This window comes from Enterococcus sp. AZ063 (genome assembly GCF_051715045.1).
In the GTDB taxonomy this organism is placed as follows: Bacteria; Bacillota; Bacilli; order Lactobacillales; family Enterococcaceae; genus Enterococcus_D; species Enterococcus_D casseliflavus.
Window position 1 is genome coordinate 2,885,914 of record NZ_JBIOTA010000001.1, and the last position, 21,396, is coordinate 2,907,309.

Here is a 21,396-nt window from a genome sequence, read left to right on the forward strand (position 1 = left end):
AGTCAGGTTTCCATTTTATCGGAAGCCTGACTTTTTTATTTTGCCAACCACTGTTCAACTGCCCATTTATGGCTGCCGCGTTTCAATCGTTGGATCGCTTCTTCTGGCGTGTGCCATGACAACTGATTGGTTTCTTCTGTCGGTTCACAGACTTTTTTCCATTTGGTCATTAAATAGAAATAGCCGGGGTGATGGTAAAACGTGTCGCGATGGCGCGAATAGAAGTATTCAACTGCCTCCCCTAGATACTCAGCGATCTCTCCTTCAAATCCAAGTTCTTCTATTAATTCTCGCTGGATCGCTTCTTCTTTGCTTTCATTTGGTTCAATTTCACCGCCTGGTAAAAAATAGGCGCCGTTGGGTGCTTGCACCAAGATCACTTCATTTTTTTCATTTGGAAGAACGACATACGCCCCGTAGCGTGATTTGTATGGTTTTCCCGCTTCTTTTTCCCCGAACACAATTTCCTTTTCTGGCATGATTCCCTCCACCAACACTTTCTTTCCATTTTACCCTATGCCAATAGTCTGGACAAGCTGGAAATAACGCTCGGTTGTCTTTTATTCGTTACAAAAAGAGAAAATATGTTATCATACAACTATCAAGATCGAAAGGATGATTTACCCATGAAAATGGCTCACACATGTGTCCGCGTCAAAGACTTAACGGCTTCTCTAGATTTTTATCAAACTGCCTTTGGTTTTGAAGAATCTCGCCGTCGTGATTTTCCTGAACATAAATTTACTTTGGTTTACTTAACTTTGCCTGGTGATGATTACGAGCTAGAGTTGACGTATAACTATGACCATCCTGGCTATGAGTTAGGCGACGGCTATGGCCACATCGCCATCAGTACCGATGATCTAGAAGCGCTTCATGAGAAGCACCAAGCTGCCGGATTTGACGTCACTGACTTGAAAGGACTACCAGGGACTTCTCCATCTTACTATTTTGTGAAAGATCCTGATGGCTACAAAATCGAAGTTATTCGCGAAAAATAAAGCGAAGGTGATCGAAAAAAGGACCTCGTGTCCTTTTTTCTTTTTCGATTCATTTCGATTCATTTACTAGTAGAAAGGTTTGATCAAATGAAACCCATTATCGGCATCGCTGCCAATGAACGACCAATGATTGAAGAAGCAGAACATTGGTTGTCCTATACACCCAAAAATTTTGTGACCCATATCCAACAAGCTCAAGGCATTCCCCTATTATTACCAATGGGTGTCGTGGAAGATGCTGCGACTTACATCAGCAAAATCGATAAACTCTTGTTAGCCGGTGGTCACGATGTCTCCCCTGTTCACTATGGCGAAGATCCTCATCCATTGATTCAAGGTATTCATCCTGATCGTGATGTCTTTGAATTGGCATTGATCAAAGAAGCAGTGGCTCAAAACAAACCGATCTTTGGAATCTGCCGCGGCATGCAGTTACTCAATGTCGCATTTGGCGGGAGTTTGTACCAAGATCTCTCTTTGATCGATCACCCAACGATCAAACACGTGCAATTGCCGACGTTCTTTCAATTCCCTACACATCGGGTAAAAATCAAGGCAGACAGTCGTTTGGCTGCTCTTTTAGGCACAACCTATCACGTCAATTCTTTTCATCACCAAGCAGTCAAAACCGTTGCGGATGATTTCAATGTGACCGCCACCGCTCCTGATGGTGTCGTTGAAGCCATTGAATCCACCGCCTATGGCGCACCGATCTTCGGCATTCAGTGGCATCCTGAGCTAGCCGCTCACAAGCTGCCTTCTGAGCAATCGATCTTCAACTTTTTTGTGCAGGAATTCTAAAGGCTTGCACCTTGTTTTCTAGATTTTAGCGAATAAAAAACGCCCGATTACGAAAAGGATCGGGCGTTTTGCTTATTTCTCGTTTTTCATTAACACTAGTGATTGTTTTAGCGTTGCTAAAATGCCATTGTCGTTATAGATCAAGACATTTGATTTGTACATTTTTGCAGAAACCAGCATCAGGACAATTGTGGTAACAGCAAGGATCCCTACTGAAATCAATGCACCGCCGATACCCACAGTATCATTCGCAAGCCGTACTGGCATAATATAAGAGGACAAGAATGGGATATAAGAGGTTACTCGTAAAACAACGTTATGAGGATCCATTCCGCCTAGCACGATTCCAAGCATATACCCGCCCAATGAAAGATACGTCACTGGGATGATGGCTTTTGCCGTATCTTCTGCTTTGTTCACTAACGACCCGCAAAGGGCTGACAAGACCGAGTAGATCAAAATTCCTAAGAAGACGAAAACGATCGCAAACACCAAGAAGGGACCAAAAATGCCATCTGTCGAAAAGTTTGCCAACAAGTCTTTTACCATTGGGTTATCCTTGATCCAGAAATAGCTCCCACCAAAAATCGCAACATACGCAACTAGCTGGGTTGCTGCAACCATGATCACCCCAGTCAATTTGGCATAGTAATGGGTTTGCGCCCGTGTACTAGACAAAATGACTTCCATGATGCGTGTGCCTTTTTCAGAAGCGATCTCTTGTGCAATGATCTGTGCGTAAGTAATGATAAAGAAAAAGAGGATGATTGTTGCGATCATACTTACTAGTGATTGCATCGCGGTATTGTCTTCCCCATAAGTCATTTCGCCATCTTCACCGAAGGAAACTTTTTGACGATCAAGCGGTGCGACTTCACTAAGGACTGCCACTTGCTCAGCAGTCAAGCCAAGCTCACTAGCTCTATAGGAAGACTGCAAACCCGTCAATAACTGTTGGATCGTCAGCTCTAAAGCTTGCCCCATCGAGGACTCGCTTAATAATTCCCCTTGCAGCGTATCCCCAGAAGCAGTAATAAGTAACAAAGCATCAGCATCTTTGTCTGCCATCTGTTGCTGCCCTTGTTCTTCGCTGTCAACAATTTCAAATTCAAAATCATCGCCGCTTTGGTCCACAAAGGTCTGCGCAATGGCTGGTTCATTCGCATAAACGGCAATTTTGTCGACACTGTTCATACCATCAGCAAAATAACCAATGAGATAAAATGCCCCCGTTGCAATAAATGGCACGAGAATCATAATCAAAAACGAAATTGATTTGATATTTTTTTTATAAACATCTAATGCGATTACCCAAAACTTACTCATTTATTTTTCCCGCCTTCCGCTTAAAGATTTCTTCTAACGTTGGCGGTTGTTGATTGAACATAGGGATATAACCATCCGCCGTTGCTAAATCAAATAAGGTTTTTCCTACTGCAGGATCAGCGATCGTAATATCATAGCTGCCATCTTCTCTGGCAAGAACTTCCTCGACACCTGCCACTGCCAAGAGCTGTTCTTTCGTCAAGTTGGATTCTAAATAGACTTTCGTCCGCCCAAAGGATTCACGAATTTCATGAACTTTTCCGTTTAAGACAGTTTGACCATCCCGCAGCATAATCAAGTGATCGCAGATTTTTTCCACATTATCCATATTATGACTGGAGAAAATGACACATGAGCCATTTTTTTTCAGTTCAATGATCCCATTTTTCAACAGTTCTGCATTGACGGGGTCTAACCCACTAAATGGTTCATCTAAAATCACCAATTTTGGTTCATGGATCAACGTTGAGATCAGCTGAACTTTTTGCTGATTTCCTTTTGATAGCGATTTGACTTTATCGGTTTTCTTGCCCTTGACTTTAAATTTGTCCATCCAATAGTCGATTTTTGGTACGATGTCTTCTTTCTTCTTGCCTCGTAACCGCGCGAAATAGATCAATTGATCTTCAATCGTTACTTTTGGAAACAAGCCGCGTTCTTCTGGCAGATAGCCGATAATATTGTATTCTTTTTCACTAATTTTATGGCCATCCCACAATACTTCCCCTTGATCGGCTTTCAAGAAATCCAAGATCAATCGGAATGTCGTCGTTTTACCAGCACCATTTTGACCAATCAAGCCCATGATCTGTCCATCATTGATGGTAAAGGACAATTGATCGACTGCTGTATAATCGCCAAATGTTTTTACTAATTGTTTTGCTTCTAACACATGCTCACCTTCCCTATCTAATAAAATATATCACTAAAGAAAAAGCCGATAACGGCGCCAATGATCGCTCCGACAAACATCAAGATGACGGTATCGCGGATCACTCGTTGACGCTTCGCCAGTTTCTCTGGTTCATTGTAATAACTTGCTCGATTTTTATATAAGAATTTCATCAGGATCGTGGTCAATCCTACCCCAATCGGGATAAACACCAGCCCCGTAATCAATCCTAGTCCAAAGGACCAAAATGGATTTGTGCGAATATTGAAATAACGGATCAAAAAGTAAATCGCTGCTAATATCACTAAACTGATCACCGAAAGTAGAATCGATTTTTTCATTAAATACCGTGTTTCATTATCGATCCGTTCTTGATAGCTTTCTTGGTCACTGAAAATCGCTGGTGTGTCAGGAGACGCTTTAAAATAAAAATAGCGATCTTTATAATTGCTGATATAAGTCCAGCCTCCTGCTTGATACATCGCTAAGTAATCAACGATCTCAGAGGGCTCTCCTTCGAAAAAGTCTACTGCATATTTGGTCGTTTCTGGGTCTCCTTTGATAAACTTCAAAAACCCTAACCGATTCATCTTCACAAAGTGCCACCCTAACGACGCTTGTTTTTGCAGACGAACCATTTCCTTTTCTGGGTAATAGGCTACACCAAGTGAAAGAAGGTATTTCTTATTGATGCCCATCTTGCTCTCCCCCTAACGCTTCGAAAACCTGTTCTCCGATTTGATAAAATAATTTGCGCCGTTGAATATCTCTCTCCAGAACTTGTCTTCCTTCTGGTGTAATCTGATAGATTTTTTTTCGGTCAACGCTCTCCTCTAAATCGATCCACCCCTTTTTCGTCAGCTTCTTTAAAATCGTATACATCGTTGCGGGACCAATCTCAAACGTCCCTTGGCTTAGCTCATGGATCTGTTTCATGATGAGATACCCATGTTTCGGCTTTAAAAGCGCTAATAAAATCAAATAGGTTGAATCTGTCAATGCCTCATCCATTTGATTCCTCCGTCCCACTAGCTATATCACTTAATGATATATTATCGAATGATATAACCAGCGTCAATCTTTTTTTTCTGATCTGCTAACATTGCTGGAGAATGACTGCTTTCTTAATGTTCATTCTCACTTTTCTCGTTAGCAATTGAGTGAACCCCAACAGCAGTGCATGGAACAAAGAGTAGAAGTTAGAAACGTCAAAGGCATTCTTCAAAGACTTTGTCCCCAAAATAAAAAAAGCAATAGCCACTTTCGGCTATTGCTTCAAAAACGTTTCTTCTATTACATATGTTCCGCAACTAAAGCTTTCAATTGATCTTTTGTATGCACCCCAATTGCTTTATCAACGACTTGGCCGTCTTTTTTCAACAACAAAGTTGGAATAGACATGATCCCGAATGAAGCTGGTGTTTCAGGATTTTCATCCACATCCATTTTCACGATCTTCAATTCGTCTTCTTCATATTCGTTCGCTAATTGTTCCAAGATCGGCGCTTGCATCCGACATGGACCACACCAAGTTGCCCAAAAATCAATAAGGACTAAGCCTTTATCGGTTTCTTCTGAAAAAGTTTTATCAGTAATTTCTTTTGCCATCGTACTTCCCCTCCATTTTTAAAACTAAAAAAAGTATACCACGTATCGGAAGTTTTTTAAAATCGTCTGCTTACAAAAGGTAAGGGTTCTTAAAGGTTAGTTAAACTTCACTATGGTCGCCCCATTGCCCCCTTGATTTGCTGGCGCAAATTCAAAACTTTTCACCGAGCGATGGTTTTTCAAATAATCGGTAATCCCTTGACGCAGCGCACCGGTTCCTTTTCCGTGGACGATCGTCACTTGCGGATAGCCTGCCAAAATCGCTGCATCCAAATACTGATCCACTTCATTGAGGGCTTCTTCGTACCGCTTGCCTCGTAAATCCAACTGATTGACCACTGGACTGCTGTCAGCAGAACGAATCGTATTGACGATACGCTGTGTAGGCTCCTTCACTGGCGCTGCTGGTTGGAGATCTGTTTCTGGCAAATTCATTTTCAAAATACCGATTTGGACTTGCCATTGATTTTTACCGGCTTTTTTCAACAAGACTCCTCGCTGCCCATAAGAAGTTACGAGCACTTCGTCTCCTTCTTTCAGCGTCTTGGCTGCCTTGGCTTTTTGCAGAACCTTGTTTTTTTGCAGATGTTCTTCTTGCTGTAGCCCTGATAACTTGGTGCGCGCGTCGATCAGCTCGTGTTCTTTGACCTTCGTTTGACCGCCGGCTAACTGCATTTTACGAATATCGGCAATGATTTTTTCAGATTCTTCTTTGGCTTCTTCAACGATCTGATTGGCTTTTTGCCGAGCTTTCGCCAATTCTTTTTCACGTTCTTCAAAGAAATAACTATAGGCTGCTTCTAGCTCTTGGTGCAAGCGGGCCGCTTCTTTTACATGATGACGGACTTCAAGATACTCGGTTTCCGTCATTTTTCTTCGATTTTCTAAATCAGCGATCATTTCATTCAGGTCTTGGCTTTCTCCATCCATAATCTCTTTGGCTTGATCAATGATCGTCTCTGGCAAGCCAAGTCTTTTCGAAATCTCAAACGCATTGCTTCGTCCTGGAACCCCGATCAACAAGCGATAGGTCGGACTTAAGGTATCAACATCAAATTCCATAGAGGCATTGATCGTATTTGATCGGTTATAGCCATAAACCTTCAATTCAGGATAATGGGTCGTCGCCATGACATAAGCCGACTTAGCCCCAAGTTCGTCCAAAATCGCAATCGCTAGTGCCGCCCCTTCTTGAGGATCGGTTCCTGCGCCTAATTCATCAAAGAGAACTAAGCTTGTCTCGTCGACTTTTTTCAACACTTCAACGATCGTTGTCATATGAGAAGAAAAGGTCGATAGACTTTGCTCAATGGATTGTTCGTCCCCAATGTCCGCAAAAATCTCATTGAAGACACCCATTTGGCTTTCTTCTTCTGCCAGAATCGGTAAACCAGCTTGGCCCATGATCTGCAATAGCCCTAATGTTTTTAAGGTGATGGTTTTCCCACCGGTATTCGGCCCAGTAATGACAACGGCTTGATACTCTTTTCCAATCGTAATATCGTTAGGAACGACTTTTTCTTGATCGATCAATGGATGACGTGCTTGCTTAAAAAAGACATGGTTGTCTTGATTGATCGCTGGTACGATTGCCTTCATCTCTTTTCCAAAACGAGCCTTGGCATTCATGAAATCCATGATCCCGATCACATACGCATTATGGAGAATCTCTCTTTGATATGGGGCTAACTCTGCTGACAATTCTGCTAGAATACGTGTAATTTCATCCCGTTCCGCAATTTGATGCTGGCGCAAACGGTTATTTTGTTCCACTACTTGTTTCGGTTCGATAAACAAGGTTTGACCAGAGGAACTTTGGTCGTGGACTACCCCGCCGAAAACACCTCGGTACTCTTGTTTGACTGGGATCACATAACGCTCATTTCGCATGGTTACGATCGTATCACTTAGATACTTTGCATTGCCACCTCGGACGATGCCATCCAATGTCTCGCGAATCGTCCGTTCTGCTCGTCGGATCGATTGGCGAATTCCACGTAGTGCTGGAGAGGCATCATCTGTGACTCGGCCATCCTCATCGATCGCTTCTTTCAAGCGTCGATTCAAGGTTGGCAAAGACACCAACTGTTCTTCCCAGTGATACAAGCGGGAAAATTCAATCTCGCTTTCAGACAAATCAGCAAAAAAGCGTTTCAATTCCTGCGTAGTTGATAAGACACGGGCAACTTGTGCCAACTCAATGCCGTTTAAATCGGCGCCAATTTCGATCCGTTTCATTTGGGGACGAATATTCTCAATCTTTGGTACAGGGATTCCGCCTCTTAAACGTTGGATCTTGATCGCGTCTTCTGTTTCTGCTAGCCAAGAGGAAATGACCTGCGCATCACTTGATGGCGCAAGCTTTGCTAAAGCTTCTTTTCCTTGGGCTGTTACGATATACTGACCGATTTGACTCTTTACTTGTTCAAATCCTAAAACATCAAGGATCTTAGTATTCATTCTTTTCTCACCTGCTTTGTTTTAACTTTTTGTTCCTAAGAAAAAGGCAGAATGGCTCTGCAACCATCTGCCTGCTTTTTACCCAATCACATCTGTGATCCACAATCGATAGAAGTAATCTGAGAGAATCGGTGACCGATCAACGATGAAATTCGCAGTTCCGCTCGTTTCAAACAGATTTTGAATCGTGGCAAACGGGATCATTGAGAGAATCATGAAAAACATATACAAATTGATATACATCAAGATGACATTCAAAACACCCGCAACTGCCCAGTCATAGCCGCCTAAAAAACGTAGGCGTTTGTAACGCAAACTGTCTGCAAAAATCACTAATAGTTTGGTGATCAGCCAACCAGCAAAGAGCACCATCACAAAAGCGATGGCCGCATAATAGGCTTTGTCTAAATCTAAAGCCAGTTCCATATCGTAGTATTTTAACTTTGAATCCGCCGTTACTGACATATAAGGAACATAGAGCTCAATTTTTTTCGCAATTTCTTGGTAATTCGCAACTGCAAAGAAAAAAGAGATCAAATAGCCCAAAACTGAGACCAATTGTAAACTGGTTCCGCGCCGCGCGCCGCCATAAAAGGCTGCCAACAACAAAACCAAGACAAATAATCCAATCATTTAGGAATCCTTTCTACGCCGCACTACCCATGGGCTGTCTTTTCTTGAATTTTTCGTTTCCTTTGTTCATTTAAGATCTGTTGTGCTTCCACATGATTATGGATCTCCACATCACTGCGACCTGTCTCATCGAGAACTTTCCGTGCTTCGGATTCGATCGCTTCGATCCGCTTGATGCGATTCTCAAGCTCCGTTGCTTTAATGGCTTGTCCCCGCAACTCGTCCACTTTTTTTTGTAGGACCAACAGCTGTTCTTGTTTTTTCAGCTGGTCGGAAACAGCGTTGATCGCTAATAAGATCGACGCTTGTTCTTGATCGGTTTGTGGCGATAATTGCATGATCTCAAGCAGTTGGTCATTGACCAATCTTGTCACCATATCCATGTGTTCTTTGCTTTCGCGTCCAATAATCGTGTAACTTTGATTCGCGATAACTGCTTTATAGCGTTTCTTTTGCTCCGTCATAGGAATATTTCCTCCCATTGCTTACATTCTGCTCTATTCTATCACTTATTGAACATGTGTCGCAAACTCTTAACTATTATACGTGATTTTCTTATGAATTTCCATGCCAATCGTTTGTTTGCTGATCGTCTTAGTAAAAAAGAATAAGAAGTATGGTAAAATCTTAAAGTATCCTTTTGTCTACCTAAAAAAAGACAAAAAATCAGGAGGAATCAAATGAGTACGATCGTTATCAAAGTACCAACTTCAACTATCCAAAAGATGCAGCAATTTTACCAACGAGATTTGCTAGCTAAGAAAGTTCCTTATACCGTGTTTGTCGCCAAAAAAGGGCCAACGACGATCACTGCTTATACGTCAGGAAAAGTCATGTTCCAAGGAGCGACTGCTGAAAAAGAAGCTTCCTTATGGGGCGATACGGCAAGTGCTGTACCAGATAAGAAAAAAGCGACTGTTTCATCCACTGCGTTGCCAGCAGGATTTAGCGAAAAAAGCGTCGTCGGCAGTGACGAGGTCGGTAATGGCAGTTATTTCGGTCCTTTGGTGGTCTGTGCCGTCTATGCAAAAAAAGAGCAATTACCACAGCTGAAAGCTTTAGGAGTCAAGGACTCAAAAATGCTGACAGATCCAGAGATCCGTAAGATGGCGCCGAAAATCAAAGAATTGGTTCCTTACCAATTGCTCACTGTCACGCCCAGAAAATACAACGAGATCCAACCAAAATACAACACGGTCCGAATGAAAGTTGCTTTGCATAATCAAGCCATTCGTTTGCTTTTGCAAAAAATTGCTCCTGAGACACCAGATGCCATTTTGATCGATCAGTTCACGAGCGAAAAAAATTATCGCACCTATTTAAAGTCGGAACAAGCAGCGGTCACTGAAAAGCTCTATTTTGCGACGAAAGGGGAACAATATCATCTAGCAGTAGCGGCAGCCTCTATTTTATGCCGTACAGTCTTTTTGGATGAATTAGATGCAGCCTCCAAAGAAGTCGGTATGCGTTTGCCTTCTGGCGCCCACGCAGCTGCTGACCAAGTTGCAGCAAAATTACTGCAGCAAGGTGGCATAGCACTATTAGGCCAATATGCCAAACTGCATTTTGCGAATACCGAAAAAGCACAGAAACTCGCCAAGCTGTGAGTTATCGTATTTTCAAAAAAACTGCCGCTACTTCTGAATAAAGGAAGCAGCGGCAGTTTTTGTCCTCAGTACCAGTTGAATGCTGGGAATCAAAGCCCTAAGCCCGCTGCTTCGATTCCCATCGTGATCAACCCAGCCAAATAATTTTCTGAAAACCGATCGGAAAAGTGTAATTTTGGCAAGACGCCATATTGAAACACTGCTGCCAGCTGCTTTTCCAAAAAGGAGCGCGACACGAGCGCCTGCCATTCAGAGGGCAAAAACAAAATGACTTGATGCGGGTCCGTCACTGCCACGATCGCTTGAAGAGTGGCAGTCACTTGTTCTGGGATCGCCTCTGTTGCCAAAGGGTAAGAAGCCGTGTAGAGATGCGGCAAATGCTTGATTTCGCCACTTAAATGGTTGGCTCCTTTAAAGAGCTGTTGGTCGATGACCAGTCCCGCACCTGGCGGATAATTTTTCGGAAAATAAATGCCAGCCACGATTTTTTTCTCTTCTTTGAAATGGAATACCGCTGCATTCACGTCATTCTCAATAAGCGTTTTTACCGCGATCTCCTTTTCAATCAATTCCCCTAGCGCCATGTCCTTAAATGCTGGAGCATCCATGATCTTCAGTCTTCCAGCAATTTCCACACCAGGAATTCCCACGACTGCCAAGCTGATTTTCGGGTATTCCTGTTTTATCTGACGAATCACTTGCAAGAACTGCGGCAATCGGCCCTCTGCTGACTGCTCATGATGCAAAATGTTCCCGATGAGATCGACGACTGAAAAACGAATCACGATCTGCTGGTCTTCTTCGATAAACTGAATGATCAACAACAGTGTCCGTTGCGCATTGTACTGGTAAGCCGCAGCTTGACGTCCTCCCGTTCGTTGCGGTTGATCCGTCGTCAAAAGCAACTGCTTTTCAATCAATTCAGGAAGCAGCTTGTTGATCGTTACCACGCTTAATTGAGAGGCATCTGCCAGTTGGCGCTTGGTCATAGGCGCTTGCTGCTGTTTTAGCAAATCCAGCAATACTGCCTGATTATGTAATTTAATGGTCGTTGGCTGATAAGCTTTCATTTTTCTCCCCCTCAACGCTCCTATTTTAACAGATAAAAAGCTGGGAATATACCTTTATTAATTTTGTTAACAAAGGTATAATAGAAGCAACTTATTAAACAAAGTTTACTAAGTTCAAAAAAAAACGATTTATGTTGCTTATTAAAGGAGTTGTCGATAATGAAAATTGAACACATCGCACTATATGTCAATGATTTGGAAAAAATGAGGACATTTTATGAAACCTACTTTCAGGCGGTCAGCAACCCAAAATACCATAATCCGAAAACAGGCTTTCAATCCTATTTTTTGACTTTTGATTCTGGAAGTCGGTTAGAATTAACGACCAAGAAATTTTTAAGCCCTCGTGTCAGCGAGAGCTTAGGCTACACTCACCTTGCGATTGCAGTTGGTGATCAAGCTGACGTCGATCGATATGCTCAACGGTTTGTTGAAGATGGCTACCCTCTTTTAAATGGTCCTCGTACAACAGGCGATGGCTATTATGAAGCAGTTGTCCAAGACCCCGAAGGCAATTTGATTGAATTAACCACCGACGATTTACCGTCTTAGAAAGGATTTTGCAATGAAAGAAGACTTTGATTATCAAGCGATGTTGGCTGGTCAATTGTATCAAGCTGCTGGCATTCTCCCTGAGAATGGCTCAGCAGAGGGAAAAAAACGTGCCCAGGAAATCAACCATTTACCAGTCGATGACCGAGAAGGAATCATCGCCAAAGAAAAAGCACTCTTTGGCAAATTTGGGCAGCATTGCTTTGTCCAACCACCCCTTTTTGTTGATTATGGTCGCCATGTTGAGATTGGTGATCACTTTTATGCCAATATGGATTGCATTTTTTTAGATGTCAATAAGATTCTGATTGGTGATCATGTGATGGTGGGACCACGGGTCAGCTTCTATACCGCCGGTCATCCGATCGATTCTGTGGTCCGCAGTCAAGATTTGGAATTTGGTCTCCCGATCACCGTCGAAGATTACGTTTGGATCGGGGGCAATAGTACGATTTTACCAGGTGTAACGATCGGCAAACATGCCATCGTCGCTGCTGGTTCCGTCGTCACAAAAGATGTGTCGCCGAATACGATCGTCGGCGGCAATCCAGCCCGTGTGATCCGTGAGATTCAGCCGGCTGACAAAGAACATTGGGAAACTGCCGCCCAGCTCTATCATCAAAAACGAGCAGACTGGCAGAAGCAGCAAAAATAACGAAACAAAAGGAGACGCCATGATTTTTACAGACTATCACGTCCATAGTGATTACAGCGATGATTCTTGGTATTTGATGGAAGATGTAGTCAAAGACGCCATTAAACTAGGCTTAGCAGAAATCTGCTTTACCGATCATGTGGATTATGGAGTCAAAGAAGACTGGCAAGCGACGGATACGTACCTCGTCGGGGCCAATAAAGTTGTAAAAAATGTCTACTACGACTTGTATTTTAACGAACTGGCACGCTTAAAGGAAACATACAGTGACCAAATCAAGCTAAAAACTGGGCTGGAATTTGGGATACAAATGCACACGATCCCACAATTTACCCGTCTTAATCATTCGCATCCCTTTGACTTCATTTTACTTTCCGTTCATCAGGTAGACGATCAAGAATTTTGGACTGGAGAATTTCAAAAAGGACGCAGCCAACAGGAATGCTACGAGCGCTATTATGATGAAATGTATCAGCTAGTCACGACATATAAAGAGTATTCCGTCTTAGCCCATATGGATTTGATTCGTCGTTATTTAGATAAAGAGAAGGACGCTTTTGAACAAACGAAAGAACAAATCGCAGAGATCTTGAAAGTCGTGATCAAAAATGGCAAAGGCATTGAACTGAATACCTCTTCCCACCGTTACGGAATCAACGGGTATACGCCATCGATCGAGATCCTCAAGCTTTATCGTGACTTGGGGGGAAGCGTGATAACCATCGGCAGCGACAGTCATAAACCAGAGCAGCTCGGGTTTCAAATCAAAGAGGGACAAGATCTTTTACGGTCATTAGGATTTACTAAGCTCTGTACGTTTGAACAGATGCAGCCGATTTTCCATCGTTTTGCTTAACCTAAAAACACCTGATAAAACACACACTGAAGCGACCTCGACTTGTTAGAATTTTGGTCTAACTGTTCGAGGTTGCTCCATGATCAGGTGATTTTTTGTTGCTCAACGAACCGAATGCTTTCGCGCAAACTCCATGACTGGCGCAAAGTTCAGTAATAATAAGATCCCAATCAGCCCTACGCCAAATAATGCCAGATAAATTGGAACCAAGGCTAACAGCAGCCAACTACTAATGATGATCATAAAACTTAGCATATATCGGCTGGATTTCAAAATAAATAATTGGAGATTAAGCAAAAGAGCTTCCTTGATTGAAAGAGACGGTGCCGTTGCGACCACTAAAAAATAGTTGATCGCAAACGTCAAGGCGACGATCAGCAGAAACAGATTTAACCATTTCAATTCAGTGATTTGGATCGTGACCCTCAGTAACAATAAATTTGCACTACATAACCCAATAACGACTAAAACAGGAAGCCACCCTAGAAGACTATGCTTAAATTTCCTGCGATAGGCCAATAAAAACACTTTTGGGGTACCATCTTTCTCCTTTGCTTCTTTCAAATAGATGAGTAACGCTGTAAAAGCTGGTGCTACTGGCAAGAAGGACAGGAGAAACAATGGTAAGGTGCTAAGTTTGATTTCCATTGTTAGCAATAAAAAAAGAAGGGGTACATTGAACAACCAAAACAGCAGCGTCCCTAGAAAAGTATAGATAATATAGTTTAAATAAGATAGATGATGAAACAGTTTGTAGCTATCTTTTTGATTAATCTCCGATTGTCGAACATTTTTTTTCATCTGTCGCTCCTTATAATCCTATTTTTCTATATGAGATCGTCAGTTTTTTCCATAAGCTCTTCACCTTATTTTGTCCCGCTATTGCCAATCCCCAAATTGATTTGGAATAAATATTTTTGTCCTAAGAAATAGATAATGATCTGTGGAAGTGTCAGCAGCAATGACATTACCATCAACATTGACATATTGACGGTACCCGCTGGATTGGAGGTGGCGGACATAGATTGTGCGCCTAAAGCTAAGGTCATTTTGCTCGTATCTGATACATAGATCAAAGGACCCATGATGTCGCTCCAAGCAAAGTTAAAGGTAAAAATAGCAATCGCAGCCATCGCTGGTTTGATCAACGGTAAGACTATTTTGGTAAAGGATCTAAATGGTCCTAAACCATCCATTTCTGCTGCTTCAAATAAGTTTCCCGGAATCGCCGTAATAAATTGGCGAGTAAAAAAGATATTGTAGGCAGAACCAAAGAATTGCGGGATGATCAGTGGCCAAAGGGTGTTATACAGACCTAGATTTCTAAAAATCAAAAAAACTGGAATCAAGGTGATCTGCCCTGGCAACATCATCGTTCCTAATACCAATAGAAACAATTTGTTTTTATGTTTATACTTCATTCGGGCGAAGCCAAACGCAACCAGTGTCGAAGAACTAATTTGTCCAACAATGCTGAGAACGACGATCAGCATCGTGTTGAAAAACCACAGCAAGATTGGTCGCTCTCCTGAAAAGGAATCTCTAAACAAATTGGTGAAATTGGACCAATAGAATTCTGTCGGGAGTAAAGTAAACTGTTCTTTGATATTTGACTCTGGCGAAGCTAGTGCAATCGAAATCATATAAACGAATGGAATGATCAAAATTCCCGCAAACAAAACCAAGGTCAGATAGATCAATAATTTAGATACTTTGGATAGATTTTTATCTAACACTTACTTCACCTCCTCTTCATAAAATACCCATAAGCTTGAGCTCTTCAGCACGATCAAGGATAAGACCATCACGATCATAAACAACACCCATGCCATTGCCGAGGCATAGCCCATCCGATAGAATGAAAAGGCGTTTCGATAAAGGTACGGAACGATCATTTCGCTGGCATAATCAGGTCCACCACCGGTCATCATATATACTTGAGTAAAGGTTTGAAGAGATCCGATGACTCCGGTAATCAGGTTGAAAAATAAAATCGGCGAAATTTGGGGAATGGTTATACTAATAAACATTCTGAATCTGGATGCACCATCAAGAAGTGCCGACTCATACATTTCTTCCCCAACGCTATTGATGGCAGACAGCATCAAGATCATTGTTCCACCAACACCCCATAGAGAAAGGAATACGAAGCTCCAAAGCACATGGTCTTTACTCAACAGCCAAACAGGTCCATCTATCCCAAACAATGCTAACGCTTGGTTAACTAACCCTTTAGAAGATAGCAAACGGGTAAACAGCATCGTGCTTGCAACGATTGGAACAATGGAGGGTAAGTAATAGATGGTACGAAAAACACGCATCCCTTTCAAATGAAAGCTCAATAAATAAGCCATACCTAATGAAAGTAATAAATTGATTGGCACACTGATCAAGGTATATTTAAACGTGTTTGCTAAAGCTTTTAAAAAAATATCATCCTTAAAAAGACGCAGGTAGTTATCAAACCCGATAAAATTAAATTCGGAAAACATATCCCAGTCAGTGAAACTCATGATGATCGAAAAAATCATTGGTCCAATGGTAAAACAGACAAATCCAATGATCCACGGTGAAACAAAGGCAAAAAACCAGCGGGACTGGGTTCGCTTACGCTTTTTTTGATTTAGTTGAAGTTCTGTCGCTGAACTATCCAATAGGAAACCCTCCTTATTAAGGATCTTAGGGAAGAAATATATCTCTTCCCTAAGCTATCCTTGCTTTGAATTAATATTGTTCCATGATTTTTTCGCCAGATTCTTGCATTTTCTCAAGCGCATCTTCTGGCGTTAAACGGCCAAGGAGCATTTCTTTTACTTGATTGCTAAACTCTCCGGTCAATTCTCCGTAATAAGGACCTTCGAAAATACCATCGATCACAACACGTTCTGTCGAGATTCCTACGACGTCCAAGCGAAGATCTTTCCCATTTACTTGTCTATTGGTAAATTCTTCAGAGTTCAATACTTTGATATTGGCAGGAGAATCCACTAAACTTTCACCAAGAATTTTTTGTACTTCTTCGCTCGTCATATATTCAATGAATCGAAAGGCGGCATCTTGTTTGGTCGATTGCTTAGAAATCGCTAAGGCACTTCCGAAAGGCCACGTAACTTTTTCATTAAAAAACGGCATCGGTGCAATATCAAAATTTAAATCATCCAGTTGTGTGAAGTTACCAATATTCCAAAATCCTGTCGTCAACATACCAATTCTACCTTGTGAGAACATTGAATCCGCACCAGACTGCGCAACAGATTCATAAAATTCATATGTGCCAACATAACCGTCTTGGTATAGATTATTAAACCAAGTAAGAACTTCTAAGTTTTCGGGAGAATTGATCACAACCTCGTTATTTTCCACAAGGGAACCGCCATTGGACTTGATAAATACTCCCCAGTTTGGCACCCAATCCATTCCACTAGCACCATACTGAACCGTTTCGCCGTTTTCTATTTTTGTTAATTTTTCGGCAGCAGCCGTGTATTCTTCAATCGTCCAATCATTTGTCGGGTATTCGATCCCTGCTTCATCAAATAAGTCTTTATTGTAGTAAAGAATTTCTGGGCCCCCTCTATCCGGCAAACCAAATGGTTGGCCATCATAGGTATATTGGGTCATTGCCTCCCCCCAATTGCTTTCTACATCAATCGATGATTCCGCAATATATTCTGAAAGATCAATAAATAATCCCTTAGAAGCAAAGTTTTGCCCATTTTCTGCCACTTGGACAACGTCAGGTGCTTCATTTCCGGCATACATTGTTTGCAGTTTGGTGTCATAATCACTTGGCACTTGAACGAAGTCTACTTTTATGTCAGGATTCGCTTCCTCAAAGGCTTTGATACGTGGCTCATAGATGGGAAGGTCACCTTCACCTCCCCACGTATAAAACTGGATCGTCGTGATTTCTCCATCCGAATCATTATTGTTGTTTTCTTGCCCACAAGCAGCAAATAAGACTACTGAAGACGCCAATAAAGATGTTTTAGCAATTTTCCCAAAGTTCATAGCCATTTCCCCTTTTCTTATTCATTCGTTGTAACGCTCTTCAAGGTAACGATCGATTGCCGAGGGATTGTCAGTTCCTGAGAAGCGATGCTCTGCTCTTCTAAATCAGACTCACTATCTGTCGTATAGCTGATGATTTCGCCAAATCCGACGCCTTGAAGATCAATCTCTTTTTCCTGAAAACTGTTATTGATAAGCACTGTAATAATTTCTTCTTCGTTTGCTTCATTTTTTCCCAAAAAGCTTACGACATTCACCTCTTTGTCGTCGCTGATTGCGGAAACTCTCGTGTACCCTGGTCGAATAAACTTGCTGAAATTTCCCATCCCCCAAAGTCTTTTTGTCGGAATAATTTCTTTTGAACCCAAATTTACATAAATCAGACCATCTCGATAATCGTAACTACTGACTGCGATCCAATATTGCCAAGCAACCACATCAAGGATCGTTAAATCATCGTGCATCTCGTTGGCTAAGTTTAGGGCAGAGTCCATAGTGTAGTCGCGACCATTGATCATTTCTGTCCACTCAGACATTTTTAAGGTAACATCGATTTCCTTTTCGTCTAACCACTCTTTAAAATTCATTTTCTCGACGTAAGTTGTCCAATATGAATGGACTTCCCACGTGTCAAAGTAATTCATCAATGTATCATTTTCGATGATCGCTTCGAAATATTCCTTGCTGGTGTTTGCCCATTCTCCTAATTCGGGCATCGATAGCGCTATTTGTTTCAACTCTGGTCTTTTTTGTTTTTCTTCAATAAATACCTCTAAGAGTGCGACTACTTCAGCTGGATCATAGTAGGTGCCCTCCTGACCACCAGTCCAATCCCATTGTGGTTCATTGATTGGCGATACATGCGTGACGGGAATGTCTTCTTTTAAGAAGTGTTCCGTTACATCATAGACGTAGTTGGCAAATGCCTGATAATTCTCTGGGGCTAGATTACTGCGTTTTTCTTCCAGCTGATCTCCATACGCAGAGCCATTTTTCGTTAGCCTCGTCAATGGGCTATTGACGAATAAATAGATATCATCAATTCCATAATCAACCGCTGTTTTCAGCATCCATCGTGCATTTTCATCCTTCGACCAATCATAGACTTCGGGTCCTTCTTCAAAGCTTTCTGCTCGTCGCCAGGGATCTTCAATGCGAGGACTATTTTGTAACGTACTTCCGGCGCCTAAGTTGTAGCGATAAGACGTCAAGCCAATCCCTTCAAGCGGATCAAATAATAATTCTGCGATATATTCTCGCTTCGAAAGTTCTGCTGTTTCTTCTTCGATCCAGCCACCGACATCTTGACTCCACCAAGCACCACTTGCGCCAAAGCTTTCAATTGTCTGGTAGGTTTCTGCCGTATTTAAGGTGATCGTCGCCGTTTCAATGACTTCATCTGTCTCTGGCTCTTTTTCTTTCTGTGTATTTTCCTCGACCGTTCCACACGCTGTCAGTATACTCAATAAGACCAAAGGAATAAGGAGTGTCCGCTTTTTTACCATGTACTTCCCTCTCTATTCTTTAGAATCAATCGTGTATCTGGTAGTCCAGGTGAGCGCAGCGTCACAACTGTCTCTTTCTTGCGCTCTCCTGCTACAAAGCAAAGCAACTTTCCTTGCATCGTTCTACGGAATGGCTCTGTATAAGCGGTAGTATCTGCTAGATCACCATTCTCCAAACCTAGTAATGTCCCATTTTCGACTTCTAAATAGACCATTACTTCTGCTGCTAACGGATTTTTAGCATAATCCAAGACTTGGCATTCGATTTGATGAAGGTTCTTATTTAGTGTTAAATCGGTAGCAGCCAATTTCTCCCGCCATCTTTGAGGAATTTCATAGTTCATAGCTACCAAAGCAGTTGGCGCTGCTTCGGGTCTTATTTCATCATGCAGAATCGTTTCTTCAAATACCGCTTCCACCGACAAGATTTTTGGCTGATAGTTGATCCGTGCAACATAATAACCAAAGGTATCATCATAACGAACATTGGGTACTTCCAAGTTGCCAACCTTCAATCGAATCTCTTTTGCATTTGTATAACACCTTACTTCAATTTCTTGCTCAGCTGGGTAAGACCATTTTCGATAGGTGGGTTCCCATTCTGCTCTTCGTTTGTTTTTCTCGTAAGGAATCGTTGTCAAATAAACAGTCGGTTCTTGACTCCACCAGCTCTTTCTCTTGTAATAACTAGGCTTTTCAATACCAGCCAATGTCAATAAGCCTGCCCCAGATCCGTGAATAGGCCAGCCATGGGCTTCCCCTAAATAATCAATGCCCGTCCATAAAAATTGTCCAGCGATATACGGAAGAGTGTTTGCCGTTTGCCATTCTTTAAACCCGTGACTGTTCTCACTCCCAATAAAAGGTTTATCTGGGAATTTGCGATGATCCTCTTCGTATAGATGTTCTTTGTAGTTATAGCCAACGACATCCAAGCGATCGATCAAGCCAATTTTCGTAGATAATTCTGGAAAAGCTGCTGCCAAGGTAACTGGTCGAGTCGGATCAAGTGTTTTGCTCAAACGGACCAGCTTTTCGGCTATCGTGCGTAACCTTCTCATATCAGGGCGATGTGGATTATAGATGCGCTCAGCTTCTGGTTTGCTATTGTCATTATTCCCTGTCATTTCAGCAAACAATGGACTAGCATATGGATCATTGGGATAATCAATCTCATTGCCAATGCTCCAAGCAATGATCGATGGATGGTTTCGATTGCGTAAAATCATATTTTCCAAATCTTTTTCATACCAAGTTGGAAAATGTTCTGCTGCTCCTTCTAACTTGGGTGGATACACATTATGACCTTGCCACCATTTATTTTTAGGATTTTCCCATTCATCAAATGCTTCATCAAAGACTAAAAATCCCATGGTGTCGCATAAACGATACAAAGCAAACGAATGAGGATTGTGTGCCATTCGTATAGCATTTGCCCCCATCTCTTTTAACTTTATTAAACGCCGTACCCATACCTCGATCGGGACAGCTGTACCGAAAGAGCCCGCATCTTCGTGCAAGCAAACACCTTTGATTTTCAGCTGCTGCCCATTTAAAGAAAAACCCTCATTGGCATCGAATTGAAAGGATCTGATCCCGACATACTCGTTGTATACGCTCTCATTTTCCTTCAAGGATTCTTCTTGATAACTCAGCTTTGTTCGTAGCTGATAAAGATTCGGCACTTCAGGTGACCATAGCTCTGGCTTTTCAACTTTTGCCTTCAATGTGACTGTGCGGCGTTCCCCTGCGTTAAGTTGGATTTCCTGACTTATGTTCCTCACTTTTTCCGTTTGTAAGCTTTCCAGCATTTGTTCGATCCTAACAACACGGTCTTGTTTTAAGGTATTTACTAGCCGATGTTCAATCACTAGCTCTGCTTGCTCGTCTGTAACACACGGGGTTGAAAAACTCGTTCCGTATTCGTCGATATAAATAGGCTCATGGATTTCCAGAGAAACAGGACGCGTGATTCCATTTCCGTTATACCATCTTGAATCTGCCAAATCCGTGTGCTCGACACGGACACTAATAAGCAAGCTATCATCCGAATTGTAAGTTAAAATCTCTGTCAAATCATAATAAAATGAAGCATATCCTGAAGGTCTCATCCCCATATGATAGCCATTGATCCAAACCCGAGCGTTTTTATAAACACCTTCAAAATGAATTTTTACGACTTTATTCGTAAGGTCACCCAACTCTTGCAGCGACTGTTTGGTTCGATACCAACCTATCCCTCCGGGTAGATACCCTGTTCCGCTTGAAAAGTGTTTTTCAAAGGGATAAGAGACACCCCAATCATGAGGAATCGTTACCTTTTCCCAAGTAGAATCATCAAAATCTTTTTTCCATGCTTCTTTTTCTTCTTGTTTTGAGAATCGCCATTCATTCAAAAAACGTTTTTCCATTTAATCCC

Annotated in this window: 22 protein-coding genes; 6 read left to right on the forward strand and 16 right to left on the reverse strand. The window is 42.0% G+C overall.

The window, feature by feature from the left end; translation table 11 throughout:
- Positions 1 to 35: 35 nt before the first annotated feature.
- Complete coding sequence (locus IGK61_RS13595) at positions 36 to 479, reverse strand: NUDIX hydrolase (RefSeq protein ID WP_060792833.1); 444 nt, start codon at positions 477 to 479, stop codon at positions 36 to 38.
- 147 nt (positions 480 to 626) lie between these two features.
- Between IGK61_RS13595 and gloA the strand changes: the two genes are divergently transcribed.
- On the forward strand, positions 627 to 1,001 hold the full coding sequence (gene gloA, locus IGK61_RS13600; RefSeq protein ID WP_005228659.1) for a lactoylglutathione lyase: 375 nt from the start codon (positions 627 to 629) through the stop codon (positions 999 to 1,001).
- Between the two features lie 87 nt (positions 1,002 to 1,088).
- Entirely contained in the window at positions 1,089 to 1,802 is a 714-nt protein-coding gene (locus tag IGK61_RS13605) for a gamma-glutamyl-gamma-aminobutyrate hydrolase family protein (protein ID WP_074535532.1), read from the forward strand.
- Between the two features lie 72 nt (positions 1,803 to 1,874).
- Here the strand turns inward: IGK61_RS13605 and IGK61_RS13610 are convergent, their stop codons facing one another.
- The 8 genes from IGK61_RS13610 to zapA form a co-directional block, all read right to left on the reverse strand.
- Positions 1,875 to 3,128, reverse strand: a complete 1,254-nt coding sequence (locus IGK61_RS13610) for an ABC transporter permease (protein ID WP_074535531.1) — start codon at positions 3,126 to 3,128, stop codon at positions 1,875 to 1,877.
- Positions 3,121 to 4,020 (reverse strand): ABC transporter ATP-binding protein, encoded by a 900-nt coding sequence (locus tag IGK61_RS13615; protein ID WP_005228654.1) that lies wholly within the window; start codon positions 4,018 to 4,020, stop codon positions 3,121 to 3,123. Before IGK61_RS13615 ends, IGK61_RS13610 begins: the two co-directional genes overlap by 8 nt.
- 17 nt (positions 4,021 to 4,037) lie before the next feature.
- The gene (locus IGK61_RS13620; protein WP_010749814.1) at positions 4,038 to 4,718 is read right to left on the reverse strand and encodes a DUF2812 domain-containing protein; all 681 of its coding nucleotides are present in this window, start codon (positions 4,716 to 4,718) and stop codon (positions 4,038 to 4,040) included.
- Complete coding sequence (locus IGK61_RS13625) at positions 4,705 to 5,031, reverse strand: PadR family transcriptional regulator (RefSeq protein WP_010749815.1); 327 nt, start codon at positions 5,029 to 5,031, stop codon at positions 4,705 to 4,707. The genes IGK61_RS13620 and IGK61_RS13625 overlap by 14 nt, the downstream gene beginning before the upstream one ends.
- Positions 5,032 to 5,313: 282 nt before the next feature.
- The gene (gene trxA / locus IGK61_RS13630; protein WP_005228645.1) at positions 5,314 to 5,628 is read right to left on the reverse strand and encodes a thioredoxin; all 315 of its coding nucleotides are present in this window, start codon (positions 5,626 to 5,628) and stop codon (positions 5,314 to 5,316) included.
- Positions 5,629 to 5,724: 96 nt separating this feature from the next.
- Entirely contained in the window at positions 5,725 to 8,088 is a 2,364-nt protein-coding gene (locus tag IGK61_RS13635) for an endonuclease MutS2 (RefSeq protein ID WP_074535530.1), read from the reverse strand.
- Between the two features lie 78 nt (positions 8,089 to 8,166).
- Complete coding sequence (locus tag IGK61_RS13640) at positions 8,167 to 8,721, reverse strand: CvpA family protein (protein WP_005234314.1); 555 nt, start codon at positions 8,719 to 8,721, stop codon at positions 8,167 to 8,169.
- Positions 8,722 to 8,744: 23 nt separating this feature from the next.
- Positions 8,745 to 9,185, reverse strand: coding sequence for a cell division protein ZapA (gene zapA, locus IGK61_RS13645; RefSeq protein WP_005228634.1), 441 nt, complete (start codon positions 9,183 to 9,185; stop codon positions 8,745 to 8,747).
- Between the two features lie 216 nt (positions 9,186 to 9,401).
- Between zapA and rnhC the strand changes: the two genes are divergently transcribed.
- On the forward strand, positions 9,402 to 10,328 hold the full coding sequence (gene rnhC, locus IGK61_RS13650; RefSeq protein ID WP_074535529.1) for a ribonuclease HIII: 927 nt from the start codon (positions 9,402 to 9,404) through the stop codon (positions 10,326 to 10,328).
- 89 nt (positions 10,329 to 10,417) lie between these two features.
- On the opposite strand, the gene IGK61_RS13655 is transcribed toward rnhC, so the two are convergent.
- Entirely contained in the window at positions 10,418 to 11,398 is a 981-nt protein-coding gene (locus tag IGK61_RS13655; protein ID WP_060792827.1) for an ROK family protein, read from the reverse strand.
- Positions 11,399 to 11,557: 159 nt separating this feature from the next.
- Here IGK61_RS13655 and IGK61_RS13660 point away from each other — a divergent pair, with 159 nt between their 5' ends.
- From IGK61_RS13660 to IGK61_RS13670, 3 genes are read left to right on the forward strand one after another with little or no spacing between them, the layout of a single operon-like run.
- Positions 11,558 to 11,950: a VOC family protein gene (locus IGK61_RS13660; protein WP_016619764.1), complete on the forward strand. Its 393-nt coding sequence runs from the start codon at positions 11,558 to 11,560 to the stop codon at positions 11,948 to 11,950.
- A gap of 13 nt (positions 11,951 to 11,963) precedes the next feature.
- A complete protein-coding gene (locus IGK61_RS13665) occupies positions 11,964 to 12,605 on the forward strand; it encodes a sugar O-acetyltransferase (protein ID WP_074535528.1) in 642 nt (213 codons plus the stop codon).
- 19 nt (positions 12,606 to 12,624) lie between these two features.
- Positions 12,625 to 13,461 carry a histidinol-phosphatase HisJ family protein gene (locus IGK61_RS13670; protein WP_074535527.1) on the forward strand — a complete coding sequence of 279 codons (837 nt, stop codon included), beginning with the start codon at positions 12,625 to 12,627 and terminating at the stop codon, positions 13,459 to 13,461.
- A gap of 102 nt (positions 13,462 to 13,563) precedes the next feature.
- On the opposite strand, the gene IGK61_RS13675 is transcribed toward IGK61_RS13670, so the two are convergent.
- From IGK61_RS13675 to IGK61_RS13700, 6 genes are all read right to left on the reverse strand, one after another.
- Positions 13,564 to 14,262: a DUF624 domain-containing protein gene (locus IGK61_RS13675; protein ID WP_074535526.1), complete on the reverse strand. Its 699-nt coding sequence runs from the start codon at positions 14,260 to 14,262 to the stop codon at positions 13,564 to 13,566.
- 65 nt (positions 14,263 to 14,327) lie between these two features.
- Entirely contained in the window at positions 14,328 to 15,197 is an 870-nt protein-coding gene (locus IGK61_RS13680; RefSeq protein WP_074535525.1) for a carbohydrate ABC transporter permease, read from the reverse strand.
- Complete coding sequence (locus IGK61_RS13685) at positions 15,198 to 16,115, reverse strand: carbohydrate ABC transporter permease (RefSeq protein WP_254777446.1); 918 nt, start codon at positions 16,113 to 16,115, stop codon at positions 15,198 to 15,200.
- A gap of 70 nt (positions 16,116 to 16,185) precedes the next feature.
- Positions 16,186 to 17,472, reverse strand: a complete 1,287-nt coding sequence (locus IGK61_RS13690; protein WP_254777445.1) for an ABC transporter substrate-binding protein — start codon at positions 17,470 to 17,472, stop codon at positions 16,186 to 16,188.
- Positions 17,473 to 17,489: 17 nt separating this feature from the next.
- Positions 17,490 to 18,977 (reverse strand): glycoside hydrolase family 30 protein, encoded by a 1,488-nt coding sequence (locus IGK61_RS13695; RefSeq protein ID WP_074535523.1) that lies wholly within the window; start codon positions 18,975 to 18,977, stop codon positions 17,490 to 17,492.
- A complete protein-coding gene (locus IGK61_RS13700; RefSeq protein ID WP_074535522.1) occupies positions 18,971 to 21,388 on the reverse strand; it encodes a glycoside hydrolase family 2 TIM barrel-domain containing protein in 2,418 nt (805 codons plus the stop codon). The genes IGK61_RS13695 and IGK61_RS13700 overlap by 7 nt, the downstream gene beginning before the upstream one ends.
- Positions 21,389 to 21,396 lie beyond the last annotated feature (8 nt).